This window comes from Citrobacter amalonaticus Y19 (assembly GCF_000981805.1).
GTDB lineage: Bacteria > Pseudomonadota > Gammaproteobacteria > Enterobacterales > Enterobacteriaceae > Citrobacter_A > Citrobacter_A amalonaticus_C.
The window spans coordinates 3,293,893-3,312,082 of record NZ_CP011132.1 but is presented as its reverse complement, the minus strand read 5'-3'; the positions used below and the strand labels follow the sequence as shown (position 1 = coordinate 3,312,082).

The following is an 18,190-nucleotide window of genomic DNA, read 5'->3' as shown; positions in this document are numbered from 1 at the left end:
ATTGCAAACACAACAACACAACATCACAACCGTAAGCCAAAAGCCCACCAGAACACGCATTCCGATAAAACTTTTCGTTCCGGCTCAGGAAGTGCCGCCACTATAGGTATTTGCTGGTAGTTCCTCAACGGACAAATTATAATGGCTCAGATTAAAAAAACTAATAGGTTACATAGTGTAGCTTAATTGTTAAATTCTTTTAACATCAAAGTTTAAAAGCCATGTCAAAACGACTTCCACCTCTGAACGCATTACGTGTTTTTGATGCCGCCGCACGGCATTTGAGCTTCACCCGCGCAGCAGAAGAGCTTTTTGTGACGCAGGCCGCAGTAAGCCACCAAATCAAGTCACTTGAGGATTTTTTGGGGCTGAAGCTGTTTCGTCGACGCAACCGTTCTCTTCTTCTTACCGAAGAAGGACAGAGCTACTTCCTCGACATAAAAGAGATTTTTTCGCAATTAACCGAAGCGACGCGTAAACTTCAGGCGCGGAGTGCAAAGGGGGCGCTGACGGTCAGTTTATTGCCCAGTTTTGCGATTCAGTGGCTGGTGCCCCGACTCTCTAGCTTTAACTCAGCTTATCCGGGAATTGATGTCAGGATCCAGGCGGTGGACCGTCAGGAAGATAAACTGGCGGACGACGTCGACGTGGCGATTTTTTATGGCCGCGGCAACTGGCCTGGACTACGCGTAGAAAAATTGTACGCCGAATATCTGCTGCCGGTGTGCTCGCCGCTGCTGCTGACGGGGGATAAACCCCTGAAATCGCCCGCGGATTTGGCTTCGCATACTTTGCTGCATGATGCCTCACGTCGTGACTGGCAAACCTATACGCGACAGTTGGGGTTGAATCACATCAACGTGCAGCAGGGACCTATCTTTAGCCATAGCGCGATGGTGCTCCAGGCTGCTATCCACGGACAGGGCGTGGCGCTGGCGAATAACGTGATGGCGCAGTCAGAAATTGAAGCGGGGCGACTGGTCTGCCCGTTTAATGATGTTCTGGTCAGTAAAAATGCATTTTATCTGGTTTGTCATGACAGTCAGGCAGAACTGGGTAAAATAGCCGCGTTCCGTCAGTGGATACTGGCGAAAGCGGCCACGGAACAAGAGAAATTCCGCTTTCGTTATGAACAATAACTTACTTAGGGTATTACCATGACCAGCCGTTTTATGCTGATTTTTGCCGCTATCAGTGGCTTTATTTATGTCGCTCTGGGTGCTTTCGGTGCGCATGTCCTGAGCAAAACCCTTGGTGTGGTTGAAATGGGCTGGATCCAGACCGGCCTGCAATATCAGGCGTTTCATACGCTGGCGATCTTCGGGCTGGCGGTGGCGATGCAACGCCGGATCAGCATCTGGTTTTACTGGAGTAGCGTTTTCCTCGCGTTAGGTACGGTGCTTTTTAGCGGTAGCCTGTATTGCCTGGCGCTGTCTCATCTGCGCCTGTGGGCGTTTGTTACCCCTGTCGGCGGCGTGAGCTTCCTGGCAGGTTGGGTGCTGATGTTAATCGGTGCCATCCGTTTGAAGCGTAAGGGCGTTGTTCATGAATAAGGTTGTGTTGTTGTGTCGCCCGGGCTTTGAAAAAGAGTGTGCTGCCGAAATTACCGATAAAGCAGGGCGTCGGGAGCGCTTCGGTTTTGCTCGCGTCAAAGAGAACGCGGGCTATGTCATCTATGAGTGCTATCAGGCAGAAGACGCCGAAAAAATTATCAGCGAGCTGCCGTTCAGTTCACTGATTTTTGCTCGTCAGTGGTTTGTGGTGGGCGAGTTGCTCCAGCATTTACCACCGGAAGACCGCATTACGCCGATTGTCGGCATGTTGCAGGGCGTGGTGGAGAAGGGCGGCGATTTGCGCGTGGAAGTGGCGGATACGAATGAAAGCAAAGAGCTGATGAAGTTCTGTCGCAAATTTACGGTACCGCTACGTGCTGCGCTGCGCGACGCTGGCGTTCTGACGAATTATGAGACGCCGAAGCGCCCGGTGGTGCACGTCTTCTTTATTGCACCAGGCTGCTGTTATACCGGCTACTCTTACGCCACTAACAACTCGCCGTACTATATGGGCATTCCGCGCCTGAAGTTCCCGTCCGATGCGCCAAGCCGTTCGACGCTGAAGCTGGAAGAAGCGCTGCACGTGTTTATTCCGCAAGATGAGTGGGATGAGCGTCTGGCAAACGGGATGTACGCGGTGGATTTAGGGGCCTGCCCTGGCGGCTGGACCTATCAGCTGGTCAAACGCAATATGTGGGTGTATTCCGTCGATAACGGCCCGATGGCGCAAAGCCTGATGGATACCGGGCAGGTCACCTGGCTTCGCGAAGACGGCTTCAGGTATCGCCCCAACCGCAACAACATCTCGTGGATGGTGTGCGACATGGTTGAGAAGCCGGCGAAAGTGGCGGCGTTGATGGCGCAGTGGCTGGTCAACGGCTGGTGCCGGGAAACTATCTTTAACCTCAAGTTGCCGATGAAAAAGCGCTACGAAGAGGTTTCGCAGAACCTGGCCTATATCCAGGCGCAGCTCGACGAGCATGGCGTGAATGCGCAGATTCAGGCGCGTCAGTTGTATCATGACCGTGAAGAAGTGACGGTGCACGTCCGCCGCCTGTGGGCAGCGGTCGGTGGACGTCGCGACGAGCGCTAGCGTCTGCTTTTATCTTATTGGTAGCGTCACCACAGCGCCGTCAGGCGCTGTTCTCCCCATCTATATTTCTGATTTTCTTCGGCATTGATCAGCCCTGAGAACAGGACGCGTCAATATTGATATCATTGAAATGCTAATTATTTTCTTTAATATGGATAATCAATATCCTAAAGATAAAAGCGCTGGTTTACGTTGTTTTTAATGGACAAAACACTGAATGTTGCCATGGAGTAAGATATTTATGTATTCATCAAGGAATGTTATTAGTCTGACAGTAATATAATTATCCAAAAAACAGATAAAGTCGATAATGTTTATATTGTCCTAATTTTCTTTCATGTATTGCGTTCGTCAGATCTTGCTGATAATAATAGTGACACGTTTTCCCGGTCGGGTTTGTTATCTGATCTAAAAACAGCAAAACTGACATTGTATTGAATGCGAACAATCGTAGTACTCTGGATTTTTTGATGTTAAGGATAAAGCGTAATGTCAAATGCCATGATATGGCAGGTTAAATTGCCAAAGCTTAATGGCTAAAAACGTTAGGTTGGCATCATTTTTTATACCAAGGAGACAACATGTCAAAGGTAATTAAATTCTCGCTGCTTGCAATTGTTATTTCTGTGATTTCTGGTTGCACAGGTAGTGTCTATAACAAACAGAAAAATTGTGATTACGATTATTTGTTACACCCGGCAATTTCTATTTCTAAAATGATTGGCGGTTGTGGTCCTGTAGATCAGTAATCCTCTGTCTGAGCCAACCGCTCTGGTTGGCTCAGACATCTGTCTTATCCGTGAAAACATTCTTGTATCCAGCAGATCAATGCATAAGTACCACGTTACTATTACCCAGTAAAAACTCAACTTTTGCCTGAATTTCATTGATTGAAACTGATGATGTGAATGAAAGGGCGAAGTGTTTTAATCATTGGGACAATGACCGAATTATCTATCCCATCTTGTCAGCGAAGAGAAATATTGACGGAAACCGTTTTATCGGGGAGATGAAGGCGTATTTCATCTTCCGACAGCCACTCCACGCGCCAGGCTATTACCTCTGTTGAGCCCACAAGATCCAGGGTTGCAATCAATCAAAAAGAAGATGGTTATCTTTATGTGTTTTTAATGGTTTTTTTCTTGTTTTGTATTTTACAGGGATGTTGGATTAATGAACTATTTTAATTTAATATGTTAAGTAATAATTTCATGGTTAATTATTCTTATGATTGTTTCTGATGTGATAGATGATATTGCCAGGGGGATTGCCGCGGTAGCGCGAGTTCTGGATTTTATTCGTTGAATGCGATGACCTGCTTACATCGACGCACTGTCCGACACAATATGCGTTACGTCATCCAGATGCCCGAGTCGGGCTTCTCCTGAACGATTGAATTTACTCTTGTCGATCAGCAATAGCGACTGCGATGCGCGTTTCAACAGGACCGATTTGAAATCCGCGTTAAAGGTGCTGGAATCCCACAGAGCGCCGTGGCGATCAATCCCTTCGCAGGAAAATATGAACAGATCGACATCAAGGGATTTGAGCTGTGAAATGAGTGCCGGGTTGACGTAGCAGCCATGCTTGCGCTCGAGTCTGCCGCCAGAGCTGATGAGCTGAATATGCTGGCGCTTACCGAGTTCCTGGCAAATGGGCTGGCTGTTGGTAAAGACCTGAATATTGATATCCGGCAGTTGCCGGGCCAGATACCAGCAGGTAGAGCTGGCATCCAGCGCAATGACCATGCCTTCTTCAATCCAGCTCAACGCCTTCCTGGCGATATCGGCTTTATGCGCGTAATGGCTCTTCAGGCGAATATGAAAGGGATCGCCGCTGTCCGGATTTTCCCGCAGGATCCCTTTCGCACGCCCGTGGTTACGCAGTATTTTGCCCTGAATCTGCAGTTCGCTGAGATCGCGGCGGATGGTCTCTTTACTGACACTGAGCTGAACGGCCAGTGCCTCGGTGGTCAGGCTTTTATGCTGACTGAGCAGATCCACGATCGCCTGCTGACGTGCCGCTTTCATCTCTTATCACCTCTCAATCAAATGCGCCGACCGCGATTGAGATTACGGTGTTACCCCTTTTTTTAAAAGAATATTCCCGTACTTTGCTCGTTCACCAGTGATGACAATCGCAAAGGCCTTTTGCGCGCGCTCGTAGAAGGCGAAGCGATCGATACGCGCGATCTCCGGACACGGTGCCTGTGCGGAAAGTGCATCGCGATAGCGCGTTTCAACGCTCGGGTCGAGCGTGTCGCCTTCGACGGCCGCCATCATGACCAGCGGTGGCGCATAGTTGTCGAGCTCAAATAACGGGATCACGGCTCGCAGCAGGTCGCTGACGTTGAGACCATCGGCACGGATCACCTGCGGCCCCATGCTGTGCGCCGGGAAGTGCGCGTCTGAGAAAATAATCTCATCGCCATGACCCATCTGCGCCAGAATTTTAAGCAGATCCGGCGAGATGAGGGGAGAAATCGTTTTAAGCATGCATATTCCTTTATTGTGTTTGGGGATAGAAATAGCGGTACTGGTAGCGCACCTGTTCTCTCGCCTGCTGCGGACTGGAAAACGCGCCGACGCCATACCAGCCGTACATCGCCGCGCCGGCAACGGTGGTTTCGGCGTCATCCAGCACCTTGATGGGGATCTCAAGGGTGTTGGCTTTGATCTGATTCCACAGCGCATTACGACTCCCGCCGCCGACCAACAGCAGTTCCGTCGCGCGGAACTGACCAATTTTTTCCAGCGTATGCAGGTTATGCCGCAGTTGCTCCGTCAATCCTTCCAGTGCCGCACGATAGAAATGCGCGCGGGTGGTATTGAGCGTAACGCCTCGCCAGCCTGCGTTTGCAGAGGAGAGCAGTTCGCACTGCATCTGCACGCCATCGGACCCGGCAGGAATCGCTTGCGCTTGCGTAATCAACGTTTGCCACGGGGTCTCGGGTGTCCACAGCAGTTTGCGCACCCACTCAAGTACGCCGGAAGCGAGCCACTGCATCCCCGGATTATAAAGTCCTGACTGGCTGTCCAGTTCACAGGTTGAACCCGCATGTCCGCTCAATAACGATGTATCAACCCTGGCGCTACGCACCATCAGGATCTCCCACGTGCCGGAAGAGAGAACCGGTTCGTCTTGCTCCGCGCCAGCGCCAAACAGCGCAAACTGGGTATCGTGTCCGGCGGAGAGCACGGGAATGCCCGGTGGCAGACCGAGTATCGTTGCCATTGCAGGCTGCAGAGAACCTGTCTGCTCACCTGCTTCCACGAGTCGCGGAAAGAGCCGTCGCGGCAGTCCAGTGGCCTGTAAAATATCGGCGCTGAAATCCCGCTGCTGGATATCCAGCATCTGGCTGGTGCCAGCCATGGTGATGTCTGTGGTGAATTCGCCGGTCAGACGATGATTAATGAGTGAGGAGATAAACAGCCAGGCATGGGCCCGCTCCAGCAGTTGTGGGTGATTTTCTTTTAGCCATATCAGCTTGTACAAGGTGTTGAAGCTAAATGCGCCGACGCCGGAAAGGGTCTGAAGTTGACGTGGCGACATAAAACGACGGATGCTTTCCATCACCGTGGCGGTGCGTGGGCATTTCCAGCTAATGATTGGGTAGAGTAACTCGCCGCGTTCATCGACCAGCGCACCGTCAACGCCGAAGGTGGTGACCGTGATGCCGCGGATCTGAAAGCCTGAGAGTTCAGCGGATAGTGTCTGGCAGCACTGTGCGAAACGTTGCAGGATGGCGTCCAGCGACCACTGATGCCAGGCGCTATTTTCCACGGCAATTTCGCTGGCATTGGCAACCGCAGCACGGGCGACAATGTGTCCCTGACGATCAACGGCGATGGCCCGCACGTTTGTCGCGCCGCAGTCGAGAACCAGGATGATTTCATTTTTCATAATGACTCCCGTTGCCGGAGGGCACTGCGCTTATCCGGCCTACAGGTTGTTTACCCGTAGGTCGGATAAGATGCCGCAGCGTCGCCATCAGGCAATTACGCGGTCCTTAACGTTTATACAGCGGTCCATAATTCTGACAGGCGCGGTAATCCTGGCCTTCTGTGTCCATACCGTGTGCGGCCCAGGCGGAAGGGCGATAAATTTTCGTCTCTTCCACGTTGTGCATGCAGACCGGAATGCGCAGCATGGCGGCGAGGGTGATAAAGTCAGCGCCGACGTGGCCGACGGTCAGGACGCCGTGGTTCGCGCCCCAGTTCGCCATCACGGAATAGACGTCAGAGAACGGCCCTTTACCGGTGAGGCGGGGGGCAAACCAGGTAGTGGGCCAGCTGGAATCGGTGCGTTTGTCGAGGGTGTCATGCACCGCTTTCGGCAGTTCGACGCTCCAGCCCTCCGCAATTTGCAGTACCGGTCCCAGACCTTTGATGATGTTCACGCGGGTCATGGTGAACGGTACGCCGCCTTCGGTCAGGAAGCGTGATGAATAGCCGCCGCCGCGGAAATACTCATGGATCGCCGGACACCACTCGGTCGCCGCCAGGCAGGCGTCAGCCTCCTGCTGTGTCACCTCCCAGTGTGGTTTCACCGTCGGTTTTCCTTCGCTGTCGCGCTGTTTACAGGTGCCATCCAGCGCGGCGGAACCGGAGTTGATCAGATGGATAATGCCGTGTTCTGCTCGTCCGGTCAGCGGTTGACCCGTCACACGTTCAACCGCTTCTGGCGACCAGTAGGTCCGCACATCGGCAAAGACCTGTGCGGTGCCGGTCAACTGATGTCCAAGCAGCATGGCGACGCCGTTCAGACTGTCGTTTTCCGTGGCGACAACGAACGGTTCACGCACGCCGTTCCAGTCGAACGAGCTGTTCAGCAGCGCTTCGGCGGTATCGCCGTTGGGATACTGATCGGTCCAGTGACGTTGCCCCTGAAAGCCCGCGGCAATCGCGTTATAGCCGAGTGACTCTTCCACGCGTCCCTTTTCTGCCAGCTTAGGGTTCCCTTGCATCATGTCGCGAATGCACATTGCCATCAGCAGACTTTCCCGCAGGATCGCCCGGCTTTGTTCGGCGTTACGCTGATACTGTTTAGCATTTTTATCTTCGCCATAGCGGAAGTGCTTATCCGCCCATGCCAGCGCCATTTCCAGTTCCGCTTCGTCATAGATTTTTTGATCGATGCGACGGCGCAACTCTGTCATATCGACGGACTGGACCTTCATCCCCAACCAGGACTCAAAGAAGTGATGGTCGACGATGGAACCGGCGATCCCCATCGACACCCCGCCCAGAGAGAGGTAGCTTTTCCCCTTCATGCTGGCGACGGCAAGTCCTGCCCGGGTGAAGCGCAGCAGTTTTTCCTCAACATCGGCCGGGATCGACGTATCGCCGGCATCCTGTACATCCTTGCCGTAGATAGAGAATGCAGGGATCCCTTTTTGACTATGCGCCGCCAGCGCCGCAGCCAGATAGACCGCGCCCGGGCGTTCGGTGCCATTAAAGCCCCAGATGGCTTTCGGGCGCAGAGGATCCATATCGATAGTTTCGCTGCCGTAACACCAGCACGGCGTGACGGTGATTGTCAGGCCGACGTTTTGACTACTGAACTTTTCCTCACAGGCGGCGGATTCCGCCATTCCGGCAATACAGGTGTCGGCAATAACGCATTCAACCGGCGTGCCGCAGGCGTAGCGCAGCTTCTCTGTCAGCAGGGCCGCAGTGGCCTTTGCCATGTTCATCGTCTGTGCTTCCAGTGATTCACGAACGCCCATTCGGCGTCCATCAATGACCGGACGAATACCAATTTTCGGCAGGTTTTTCTTCTTCATTCGGGGTTCCTCATCTCACGTATTGGCGCGCTGCTCAGGCGGATGAAAGAGCGCCACCGCAGCAGGCGGCTGAAACAGATTAAATTGCTAACTCGAGTTAGCTTAGATATTGGCGCGTTTTTTACACAACTTTTTTCTGATGGGATTGTGAGGGGCTTCACGAGAAGTGGTTAAAATTCGATCTGCATCAAATAATTAATTGGCAGTCAACTTTATTAAAATATTTAAAATCAGACAATTAGAAATAAATGTCTGTCCGGCATCACAATTTTAACCCAAATGATTTGGCTATTTTTGGTGGCTAAAATAGCTTTAAAGGGCAAATCGCTAACTCGAGTTAGCAATATCTGGCAACATATCGACGTGACGTATACGTGTTTTCAGGAAGTATTCACATTCATGGTGACGCTCGCTCCCTGAGAATGCACTTCGCCTGATTCACTGCCTGCAGTTTCTGATTATTGAGGAAAGCAGCAATGTCCGAAACATTTTTACAGATGAATCATATTACCAAACGCTTTCCCGGCGTATTAGCGTTGAGTAATGTGAACTTTACTCTTCGCAAAGGCGAAGTGCATGCGCTATTAGGCGAAAATGGTGCAGGAAAGTCCACACTAATGAAAATTTTATCCGGTGTTTATCAACCGGATGAAGGGGATATTATATTTGAGGATCGTCCTGTGTCATTCAGCGACCCACTCAGCGCGCAGAATGCCGGGATCACCATTATTCATCAGGAATTTAATCTCTTTCCGGAATTAACCGTGGAAGAAAATATCTTTATCGGCAGAGAGTTTTGTAAAAATAATCGTTGGCGGCTGGATGAAAAACAACAGCGACAGGCGGCAAGCGAGATTTTGCAGAAATTAAACCTGAATATTTCGCCAGAAACGCTGGTGGCAGACCTGACGGTGGCACAACAGCAGATGGTGGAAATCGCGAAAGCGATATCCGTCAATGCCAAAATCCTGATTATGGATGAACCTACGGCGGCGCTGACGGAAACGGAAATAGAAAGTTTATTCCAGGTGACCCGGTTGCTTAAAGCGCAGGGGACCGGGATTGTCTACATCTCGCATCGTCTGGAAGAACTGGCGCTGATTGCCGATCGCGCGACGGTTATGCGCGACGGCCAGTACATCGATACCGTGGATTATGAAAACGTGAAGATAAGCGACCTGATTGCGATGATGGTCGGGCGCGAACTGGGAAATATCTATCCTCGCCGCGAAGCGCGGGCGCATCAGGAACCGGTGCTGGAAGTCCGCGGCCTTACGCGCAAAGGCGTTCTCAATAACATCGACTTTACGTTGAATCGGGGAGAGATCCTGGGCTTTGCCGGCCTGATGGGCGCCGGGCGTACGGAACTGGCGCGGGCCATTTTTGGCGCCGATCCTATCGACAGCGGAACCATTACGCTGAACGGCAAGGCCATTGTGATAAAGAGTATTTCTGACGCCATCGCGCAAGGCATTAGCTATTTAACCGAAGACCGCAAAAAAGAGGGGCTGGCGCTTAATTTGTCCGTTGAGCGCAATATCATGTTGGGGAATTACCCTGAATACGCCGACCGTTTTGGTAACGTTGATTCGAAACGTTGCCAGCAAACGAGCGAAGAACAGGTCAGGGCGCTCAGAATCAAAACGCCACACCTTGAACAGGCGGCCCTGAATTTGAGCGGAGGAAATCAGCAAAAAATTATTATTGCCCGCTGGGTATGCAAAGATACCGATATTCTTATTTTTGATGAACCCACGCGGGGAATTGATGTCGGCGCAAAACTGGAAATCTATGAATTAATGAATCGTCTCGTGGCGAAAGGGAAGTCGATCATTATGATTTCCTCTGAACTGCCGGAGGTTCTGGGCATGTGCGATCGTATCTTAGTCATGCGCAGTGGTCGTATTACCGGAGAATTAACTGCTGATAACGCCACCCAAGAAAAAATCATGCAATATGCGACGTTAGAGGATTAAATCATGACCGTCTCTGTAACCTCTTCAGACAGCAACAATAAGAAAATAAAAATTAATAAAGAACTTTTAATGCGCCTTGCGCCGCTGTTTAGTTTAATTATTTTGGTTGTCTTCTTCAGTGTCAGCTCGCCGTTTTTCTTTAACACCGAAAATATTATGACGATTGCGCTGCAAACGTCGGTTATCGGCATTATGGCCATTGGCGTGACGTTTGTGATTATTACGGCAGGGATCGACCTCTCCTTAGGCTCGGTGGTGGCGTTTTCCGGCGTCGCGGTGGGTATCTGCGCGACACTCGGATTGCCGCTGCCAGTCTGCATCCTGGCTGGCGTGTTGGCCGGGGGATTGTGCGGCTACGTGAACGGTTTGCTGGTAACCAAAATGACGATTCCGCCGTTCATCGCCACGCTGGGTCTGATGATGTCCGTCAGGGGTATCAACATGGTGATGACAGACGGTCGCGCCATCTATTTTGCCGATTACCCCACCTTTAAATTGCTGGCGCAGGGGCGTTTATTCGATGTGCTGCCGTATCCGGTGTTCTATCTGGTGATTGTCGCCCTGGTCGCTGGTTACATCCTCAAGAAGACGGTGATTGGTCGCTACGTCTATGCCGTAGGCAGTAATGAAGTGGCGGCGCACCTTTCCGGGATCAAAGTCCAGCGCGTCAAAATCTTTGTCTATGCCTTCTGCGGACTGTTGACTGGCATTGCCGGGGTAATTCTGGCCTCACGCCTGAACTCCGGTCAGCCAACGGTCGGCGTTGGTTATGAACTGGAAGCCATTGCCGCCGTGGTGATTGGTGGCACCAGCCTGATGGGCGGGATTGGCACCATCGGCGGCACCATCATTGGCGCCTTCATTATGAGCGTGTTGAAAAACGGCCTGAACCTGATGGGGGTCTCCCAGTTCTGGCAAATGGTGGCGATGGGGGTTGTGGTCGTCGCCGCCGTCTACCTCGATACGTTACGCAAAAAGATTCGTTGATTTACGCTCCCGGCAGTCACGGGGAACACTGACCCTGACGTTAAGGGTGACACACTTACAACGGAGTACAACAATGAAAACCAGGCATTTTGTCTACGCGTTATCCCTGCTGGCGTGCATCACGTCCAGCGCGTTAGCGAAAGATTTGAACCTTCCGGTCATCAGTAAAGGTTTCCAGCATGAATTCTGGCAAACCGTGAAAATGGGGACGGAAGCGGCGGCGAAAGAGTTGGGTGATAAAACCAGCTATGTCGGACCTGCGGACGAAACCCAGATTGCGGAACAAATTCAGTTGGTTGAAAACGCTATGGCGCAAAAACCGAACGGCCTGCTGCTGGCCGCGCTGGATGCGAATGCGCTTGCCCCGCTGGTGGAAACGGCAAATTCGCGTGGCATTAAGGTTGTCACCTTTGACTCTGGCGTGAACTCCGATATTCCAGTCAGCTTCGTGGCGACCAATAACCGTAAAGCGGGCGCTGAAGCGGCGGATGCGCTGGCGGCGCAGGTGAATAACAAAGGTAAAGTCGGCATTATCGCGCACGTCGCCGGGACGTCATCGGCGATAGAGCGCTCGGAAGGGTTTATTGCCCGCATGAAGGAAAAGTATCCGGATATCAAGGTGCTGCCCGTGCAGTACAGTGATGGCGATCCGCAAAAAGCAATGGATAAGACCATTGACATGATTCAGGCCAACCCCGATCTGGCCGGGATCTATGGCACCAATGAAGGCTCAACGCTGGGCGTCGCTAACGCTATCGACAGCCAGAATCTGAAAGGGAAGGTGAAAGTCATTGGTTTCGACAGCACCGAAGCCATTATTAACTTCCTCAACACCGGCGTTATCCAGGGCTTTGTCGTCCAGGACGCTTATCAGATTGGTTATCAGGGGATCAAAACCCTGAATGCGGCGCTGTCAGGGCAAACGGTCGCGAAAGAGATCGATATCCCGGTGAAATTCGTGAGCGCCCAAAACATCAATACGCCGGAAATTGACAAGCTGTTACATCCTTTCGGCAAGAAATAAACAGGCAGGGGGGCGACGTCTGCGCCCCCGCTTACCTGGTGAGATCAACAGCGTGCGCTTAACCGACTGATGCGGTAAGACAAAAGTGTAAAATGCTTTTATGATTGTCAATTGACGCGTGGACGGTGACTGGGGCACATATATGGCTAAAACAGTAGAACAGATAGCCAGCGACCTGAATTTATCGGTGACAACCGTGAGACTGGTGCTAAATGGAAAAGCTGAACAGTATCGAATCAGCCTCAAAACGCAAACGCGTATTAATGAATATGTTGAGCGATATGGTTATGTGATTAACCATTCCGCCCGCAGTCTGAAGCTGAATAAAACCGATACGCTAGGTCTTATCGTACCCAATATTTCTAACGTCTTCTTTGCCACGCTGGCGGAGAAGCTGGAACAGCGTTGTCGCCGCTCTGGTTACCAACTGATGATTAGCTGTACCTATGATGATGTCGATTACGAAAACAAAATAACCAAAGCGTTAATTGCCCGTAATGTTGATGGCCTGTTTATTGTCCCGTCAACGTTAGAAAACCAGCAGCATCATTTACGTCAGGTAAGAAAACCGATGGTATTGCTGGACCGTGATTTTAAATATACGGATAACGCGTTGGTGGAAAGTCACAATATGTCTGGCGGCGAGCAATTAACCCAAAATTTACTGGATGCAGAAAAGCTGCCAGTCTGGTTTCTGGTTGGCGATGCTGGTTTGCCCAGTATCAGCGACCGTCTGTCGGGCTACCTGAATGCGCTCAGTAAAAAAGGGATTCATCACCGCGACTGGGTGCGTGAAGGACCGGTAAACACCCCGGAAGGGGGATACCAGATTATGCAGACGCTGATCGACGACGTGGGATGCCCGCAGGCATTTATCGCCTCGTCGTTACCGGTGCTGGAAGGGGCGGTAAGAGCTATCCGCGACCGTTTTGGCGTTATCCCGTCCGAGATCAATATCGGCACGTTCGATGAACATCCCATGCTGGGATTTCTGTCTAATAACGTGTGGTCAATGCAGCAGGATGAGAATGCCTGGGCGGAAAAAGCCTTCGCGATGATGCTCAACGCCATTGAAGATCGTCCCGTCCATGAGACGGTAAAAGTGGAAATGAAATTAATTAAGCGCTTAAGACAAAAATAATATACGCGACAAAAAGAGCGTTATCAGTCATTGAACCGATTACCCCGGAGAACTGAGATGGAAAGAACTCGTTTATCTCGAGAAATTATCGAAACCTGTCTTGAAATGACGCGCCTGGGTTTAAACCAGGGGACGGCGGGAAATGTGAGCGCGCGTTATCAGGACGGTATGCTGATTACCCCGAGCGGTATTCCCTATGAGCGAATGACCGAACAGATGATTGTCTACGTGGATAACGACGGCAAATACGAAGAGGGGAAATTACCGTCCAGCGAATGGCGTTTTCATCTGGCGGCGTATCAGACTCGCCCGCAGGCGAATGCGGTTGTGCATAACCATGCCATTCACTGTACTGCGGTGTCTATTCTCAACCGGCCGATCCCGGCAATCCATTATATGATTGCCGCGGCGGGGGAAATTCTATTCCCTGTGCGCCTTACGCTACTTTCGGCACTCGCGAACTCTCTGAACACGTCGTCGTGGCACTGAAAAATCGCAAAGCCACACTGCTGCAACATCACGGTTTAATTGCCTGTGAGGAGAATCTGCAAAAGGCGCTGTGGCTGGCGCACGAAGTGGAAGTGCTGGCGCAACTCTATATGAAGACGCTGGCGGTGGTGGATCCGGTGCCGGTGTTATCCGATGAAGAGATCGCCGTGGTGCTCGAAAAGTTTAAAACCTACGGATTACGTATTGAAGAATAAGCGGCGGGGAGTCCGTCGCGGTTTGTGTGCTGGGTCGGATGGTTTGCGCCATCTGGCCCACAGCACTACCGCGCCAGGCGCAACTGTTGCAGGTTACCGTCAAGATGCAAATCGGTTTGCAAACGCGCAATATCACGGCATAAGAAGGCCATCTCCTGGTGAGCTTCCAGTTTCTTGCGCCATTTTTCCGGCACCTCATCCAGATGCGCGTAGAGACCTTCCAGCGTCTGAAACTGCACCAACAGTTGGGTGGCACTTTTCGGGCCAATGCCAGCGACGCCTGGCACTTTTGAACTGCTGATCCCCGCCAGTCCCCAGTAATCCGGCAATTGTTGCGGTTGAACGCCAAACTCTTTTTCAATGAACGGCGCATCCAGCCAGCGTTTCTGAAAGTAATCACGAATGCGTAAGGTTGGGGAGAGCAACTGGCAATAGCCTTTGTCAGTCGACACGATGGTGGCCTGATGGCCCGCTTGCGTGACTTTGACCGCCAGCGTTGCCGCCAGGTCATCAGCTTCATTGCCGCTCGACACCCAACACGCGACGCCTCGCTGTTCGAAGGCGTCACGCAGGGCGGGCATCTCATTGTGCAGTTCGTCAGGCATGGGGGGACGACCGGCTTTGTAGTCCGCAAGGCGCTGATGGCGCCAGCCACTGCTCCGCGCTTCATCATCAAACACCGCCACGGCGTGAGTGGGCTGGCTGTGGACAATCAGCTGATCAAGCGCATGCAGGCAGGTCTGCGCGCAGGGCGAACCCTGAACGGCGTGGATCCGGCGAATTAAATTGAGCGCGTCGACGATGAGCAGATGGACAGCCACGGTGTTCTCCCTTACCAGTCAGCGTATAGGGTAACATTCAGGACAGAAGCAGGCTATTGCGGGAGGCCAAAACAAGAAGAGGCCTCGCAAAATGAGGCCTCTGTGTGCACGATTAATCGCAGGTGACAATCTTCATGGCCAGGCCGCCGCGAGAGGTTTCGCGATACTTGGCGTTCATGTCTTTACCGGTTTCGTACATGGTTTCGATGACTTTATCGAGGCAGACGCGCGGTTCGCTGGTACGACGCAGCGCCATACGAGCCGCGTTGACCGCTTTAACGGAAGCAATCGCGTTACGCTCGATGCACGGTACCTGAACCTGTCCCGCAACCGGATCGCAGGTCAGACCGAGGTTATGTTCCATGCCGATTTCCGCCGCAATACACACCTGCGTCGGACTGCCGCCCAGCAGTTCTGCCAGTCCGGCCGCCGCCATCGAGCAGGCCACGCCGACTTCGCCCTGACAACCCACTTCCGCACCGGAAATAGAGGCATTCATCTTGTACAGTGAGCCAATTGCGCTGGCGACCAGCATATAGCGCGCCAGCGAGTTAGCGTTCACTTCGCGGATGAATTTGTCGTAGTAGGCGAGGACTGCCGGCACGATACCGCAGGCGCCGTTCGTTGGCGCGGTGACCACGCGTCCGCCAGCGGCGTTCTCTTCGTTCACCGCCAGCGCGAACATGTTGATCCAGTCAACCACCGCCATCGGATCGGTGGTGGTTTTGTCGCTGCTCACCAGCATACGACGCAGCGCCGCCGCACGACGCGGTACTCGCAGTTTTCCTGGCAGCACGCCCTCGGTGGTAATGCCGCGCTCAATGCCGCCGCGCATCACCTCCCAGACGTTAGCAAAGTGCTGTTCCAGCTCTTCTTTGCTGTGCAATGCCAGTTCGTTTTGCATCATCAGGCCGGAAAGGGAAAGCCCGGTTTCCTGGCAGTGTTTTTGCAGATCGGCAGCCGATTTGTACGGATACGGCACGTTGACCGGCGAACTGTTCGTTAAACCGAAATGTTCTTCATCAACGATGAAACCACCGCCGATGGAGTAGTAAGTCTGGCTGTAGAGGACGTTATCGTCCGCCAGCGCGGTAATGCGCATCCCGTTCTCATGCAGAGACAGGTTATCGGCATGGAAATTCATGCACTTATCAACCGGGAATTCGACCTCATGCTGACCATTCGCCAGCAGCAGCCGCCCGTGGGTGTTCACATCCTGGATAAAACTCGGGATGGCGTCGATGTCGACGGTATCCGGCAGATTTCCCGCCAGACCCATGATAATCGCGATATCAGTGTGGTGGCCTTTACCCGTCAGCGACAGGGAGCCATACACATCCACCACGACGCGGGTGACATCCGTCAGAATATTGCGGGCAATCAGATCATCCGTGAATTGTTTGCCGGCTTTCATTGGTCCAACGGTATGTGAACTGGAAGGGCCAATGCCGATTTTGAAAATATCGAATACGCTAATCATAGGGCATCCATTGCGGTTATATCAGGGAGGAAGCGCCGCCCGAAAGCGGCGCTAAACAACTTAGCTGAACAGGGAGTAGAAAATCGCGGAGATAGCAATCAGACCCATCACGACAACAAATACGTTGCTGATGTGACCGCTGTATTTACGCATTGCCGGTACTTTCTGGATAGCGTACATCGGCATCAGGAACAGGATCATCGCGATGATTGGACCGCCCAGGGTTTCAATCATACCGAGGATGCTCGGGTTCAGGGTGGCGACAATCCAGGTTGTTACCAGCATGAACAGCGCAGTGATTTTGTTCAGTTTGTTGATTTCGATGGACTTGCCTTTGCCGCGCAGAGACTTAATCACCATACCGTTAAAGCCTTCACGGGCGCCCAGGTAGTGGCCGAGGAAGGATTTAGTGATAGCGATAATGGCGATGATTGGCGCCATCCATTCGATGAACGAGACGTTAAAGTGGTTCGCCAGGTAAGACAGAATTGAGATGTTCTGTGCTTTTGCCGCCGCCAGGTCTGCCGGAGTCAGGCTCAGTACGCAGCTGAAGACGAAGAACATAACGGTCAGCACCATCATGATGTGCGCGCAAGCCAGAATTTTGGAACATTTCTTCTCCGCACCCTGACCGTATTCTTCACGTTTCGCCACGGCGAAAGAGGAGATGATCGGAGAGTGGTTGAAGGAGAAAACCATCACCGGAATTGCCAGCCACAGCGTCATCCACAGGCCATTGCCGGTTGACGCGGCAGTGTCAAAGGACAAGGTTTCCAGCGCCGCACCGCTCCACTGAGGGATCAGGTACACCGCCAGCAGCATCAGCGCCGCAACAAACGGGAACACCAGGATACTCATCGCCTTCACGATCATCTGCTCACCGAAGCGGACGATGGTCATCATACCGACAATCAGAATCAGCGACAGAATCGCACGCGGCGGCGCAGTCATTTGCAACTGGTGGGTCATGAAGCTTTCAACGGTGTTGGTAATCGCGACGCTGTAAACCAACAGGATCGGGTAAATCGCGAAGAAGTAGAGCAGGGTAATCAACTTACCTGCACCGACGCCAAAGTGCTCTTCAACCACTTCTGTAATGTCTTCGCCCGGGTTTTTGCCGGACAGCACGAAGCGAGTCAGACCACGGTGGGCGAAAAAGGTCATCGGGAAGGCGATAATTGCCATGATGATCAGCGGGATCATCCCGCCGACACCTGCGTTGATTGGCAGGAACAATACGCCCGCACCGATAGCCGTGCCATAAAGGCCCAGCATCCACATGGTATCAGTCTTGCGCCATGCGCTTCGTGTTTCAGTCGAAGCAATCGTGCTGGTTTGAATGGTTTCCATCTGTTTCTCCTGGAGGAAGCTAAAAATCAGGAAAAAATTCCTGACCGTAAAACGAAATTCTTGCAATGACGATTTTTATAAAATTTTTAACCGTAGTAATTTGCGGGCAGAAAGATACATTTAACTAATGAATCTATCAGTGATCGCGATCCCAAATGCAATAATCCACTTCTAACGTGGATATGTTTGGATCATTAGTCTGTTAAAAAATCATCACAGCGAATTTACGCGCGCGAAGGCTAGCATTAACGACATATCGACCGAAAGCATCGCAAG

Annotated in this window: 15 protein-coding genes and 1 pseudogene; 9 read left to right on the top strand and 7 right to left on the bottom strand. The window is 52.1% G+C overall.

Annotation, left to right across the window (positions count from 1 at the left end):
* Positions 1-221: 221 nt before the first annotated feature.
* From gcvA to F384_RS15210, 4 genes are all read left to right on the top strand, one after another.
* On the top strand, positions 222-1,139 hold the full coding sequence (gene gcvA / locus F384_RS15225) for a glycine cleavage system transcriptional regulator GcvA (protein ID WP_046486577.1): 918 nt from the start codon (positions 222-224) through the stop codon (positions 1,137-1,139).
* Positions 1,140-1,157: 18 nt separating this feature from the next.
* On the top strand, positions 1,158-1,553 hold the full coding sequence (locus F384_RS15220; protein WP_046486574.1) for a DUF423 domain-containing protein: 396 nt from the start codon (positions 1,158-1,160) through the stop codon (positions 1,551-1,553).
* Entirely contained in the window at positions 1,546-2,646 is a 1,101-nt protein-coding gene (rlmM, locus tag F384_RS15215; RefSeq protein WP_046486569.1) for a 23S rRNA (cytidine(2498)-2'-O)-methyltransferase RlmM, read from the top strand. Before F384_RS15220 ends, rlmM begins: the two co-directional genes overlap by 8 nt.
* Before the next feature lie 581 nt (positions 2,647-3,227).
* Entirely contained in the window at positions 3,228-3,395 is a 168-nt protein-coding gene (locus F384_RS15210) for a YhfL family protein (protein ID WP_046486564.1), read from the top strand.
* 570 nt (positions 3,396-3,965) lie between these two features.
* On the opposite strand, the gene fucR is transcribed toward F384_RS15210, so the two are convergent.
* The 4 genes from fucR to fucI all read right to left on the bottom strand — a co-directional run bounded on the left by fucR (position 3,966) and on the right by fucI (position 8,431).
* The gene (fucR, locus tag F384_RS15205; protein WP_046486561.1) at positions 3,966-4,676 is read right to left on the bottom strand and encodes an L-fucose operon activator; all 711 of its coding nucleotides are present in this window, start codon (positions 4,674-4,676) and stop codon (positions 3,966-3,968) included.
* A 42-nt stretch (positions 4,677-4,718) separates the two neighbouring features.
* Positions 4,719-5,141, bottom strand: coding sequence for an L-fucose mutarotase (gene fucU, locus F384_RS15200; RefSeq protein ID WP_046486558.1), 423 nt, complete (start codon positions 5,139-5,141; stop codon positions 4,719-4,721).
* Positions 5,142-5,151: 10 nt separating this feature from the next.
* Entirely contained in the window at positions 5,152-6,549 is a 1,398-nt protein-coding gene (gene fucK, locus F384_RS15195; RefSeq protein ID WP_046486554.1) for an L-fuculokinase, read from the bottom strand.
* Between the two features lie 106 nt (positions 6,550-6,655).
* Positions 6,656-8,431 (bottom strand): L-fucose isomerase, encoded by a 1,776-nt coding sequence (fucI, locus tag F384_RS15190; RefSeq protein ID WP_046486549.1) that lies wholly within the window; start codon positions 8,429-8,431, stop codon positions 6,656-6,658.
* 476 nt (positions 8,432-8,907) lie between these two features.
* Between fucI and F384_RS15185 the strand changes: the two genes are divergently transcribed.
* The 5 genes and pseudogenes from F384_RS15185 to fucA all read left to right on the top strand — a co-directional run bounded on the left by F384_RS15185 (position 8,908) and on the right by fucA (position 14,263).
* Positions 8,908-10,407 carry a sugar ABC transporter ATP-binding protein gene (locus tag F384_RS15185; protein ID WP_046486546.1) on the top strand — a complete coding sequence of 500 codons (1,500 nt, stop codon included), beginning with the start codon at positions 8,908-8,910 and terminating at the stop codon, positions 10,405-10,407.
* Positions 10,408-10,410: 3 nt separating this feature from the next.
* Entirely contained in the window at positions 10,411-11,394 is a 984-nt protein-coding gene (locus tag F384_RS15180) for an ABC transporter permease (protein ID WP_046486544.1), read from the top strand.
* A 73-nt stretch (positions 11,395-11,467) separates the two neighbouring features.
* A complete protein-coding gene (locus tag F384_RS15175; protein ID WP_046486542.1) occupies positions 11,468-12,418 on the top strand; it encodes an ABC transporter substrate-binding protein in 951 nt (316 codons plus the stop codon).
* Between the two features lie 142 nt (positions 12,419-12,560).
* Complete coding sequence (locus tag F384_RS15170) at positions 12,561-13,559, top strand: LacI family DNA-binding transcriptional regulator (protein ID WP_046486540.1); 999 nt, start codon at positions 12,561-12,563, stop codon at positions 13,557-13,559.
* A 57-nt stretch (positions 13,560-13,616) separates the two neighbouring features.
* Positions 13,617-14,263: pseudogene (gene fucA / locus F384_RS30795) on the top strand (L-fuculose-phosphate aldolase).
* Between the two features lie 65 nt (positions 14,264-14,328).
* Here the strand turns inward: fucA and xni are convergent.
* The 3 genes from xni to F384_RS15150 all read right to left on the bottom strand — a co-directional run bounded on the left by xni (position 14,329) and on the right by F384_RS15150 (position 17,914).
* Positions 14,329-15,084 carry a flap endonuclease Xni gene (xni, locus tag F384_RS15160; RefSeq protein ID WP_046486539.1) on the bottom strand — a complete coding sequence of 252 codons (756 nt, stop codon included), beginning with the start codon at positions 15,082-15,084 and terminating at the stop codon, positions 14,329-14,331.
* Positions 15,085-15,196: 112 nt separating this feature from the next.
* A complete protein-coding gene (gene sdaB / locus F384_RS15155) occupies positions 15,197-16,564 on the bottom strand; it encodes an L-serine ammonia-lyase II (protein WP_046486537.1) in 1,368 nt (455 codons plus the stop codon).
* A gap of 60 nt (positions 16,565-16,624) precedes the next feature.
* Positions 16,625-17,914, bottom strand: coding sequence for an HAAAP family serine/threonine permease (locus F384_RS15150; RefSeq protein WP_046486535.1), 1,290 nt, complete (start codon positions 17,912-17,914; stop codon positions 16,625-16,627).
* Positions 17,915-18,190: the final 276 nt, after the last annotated feature.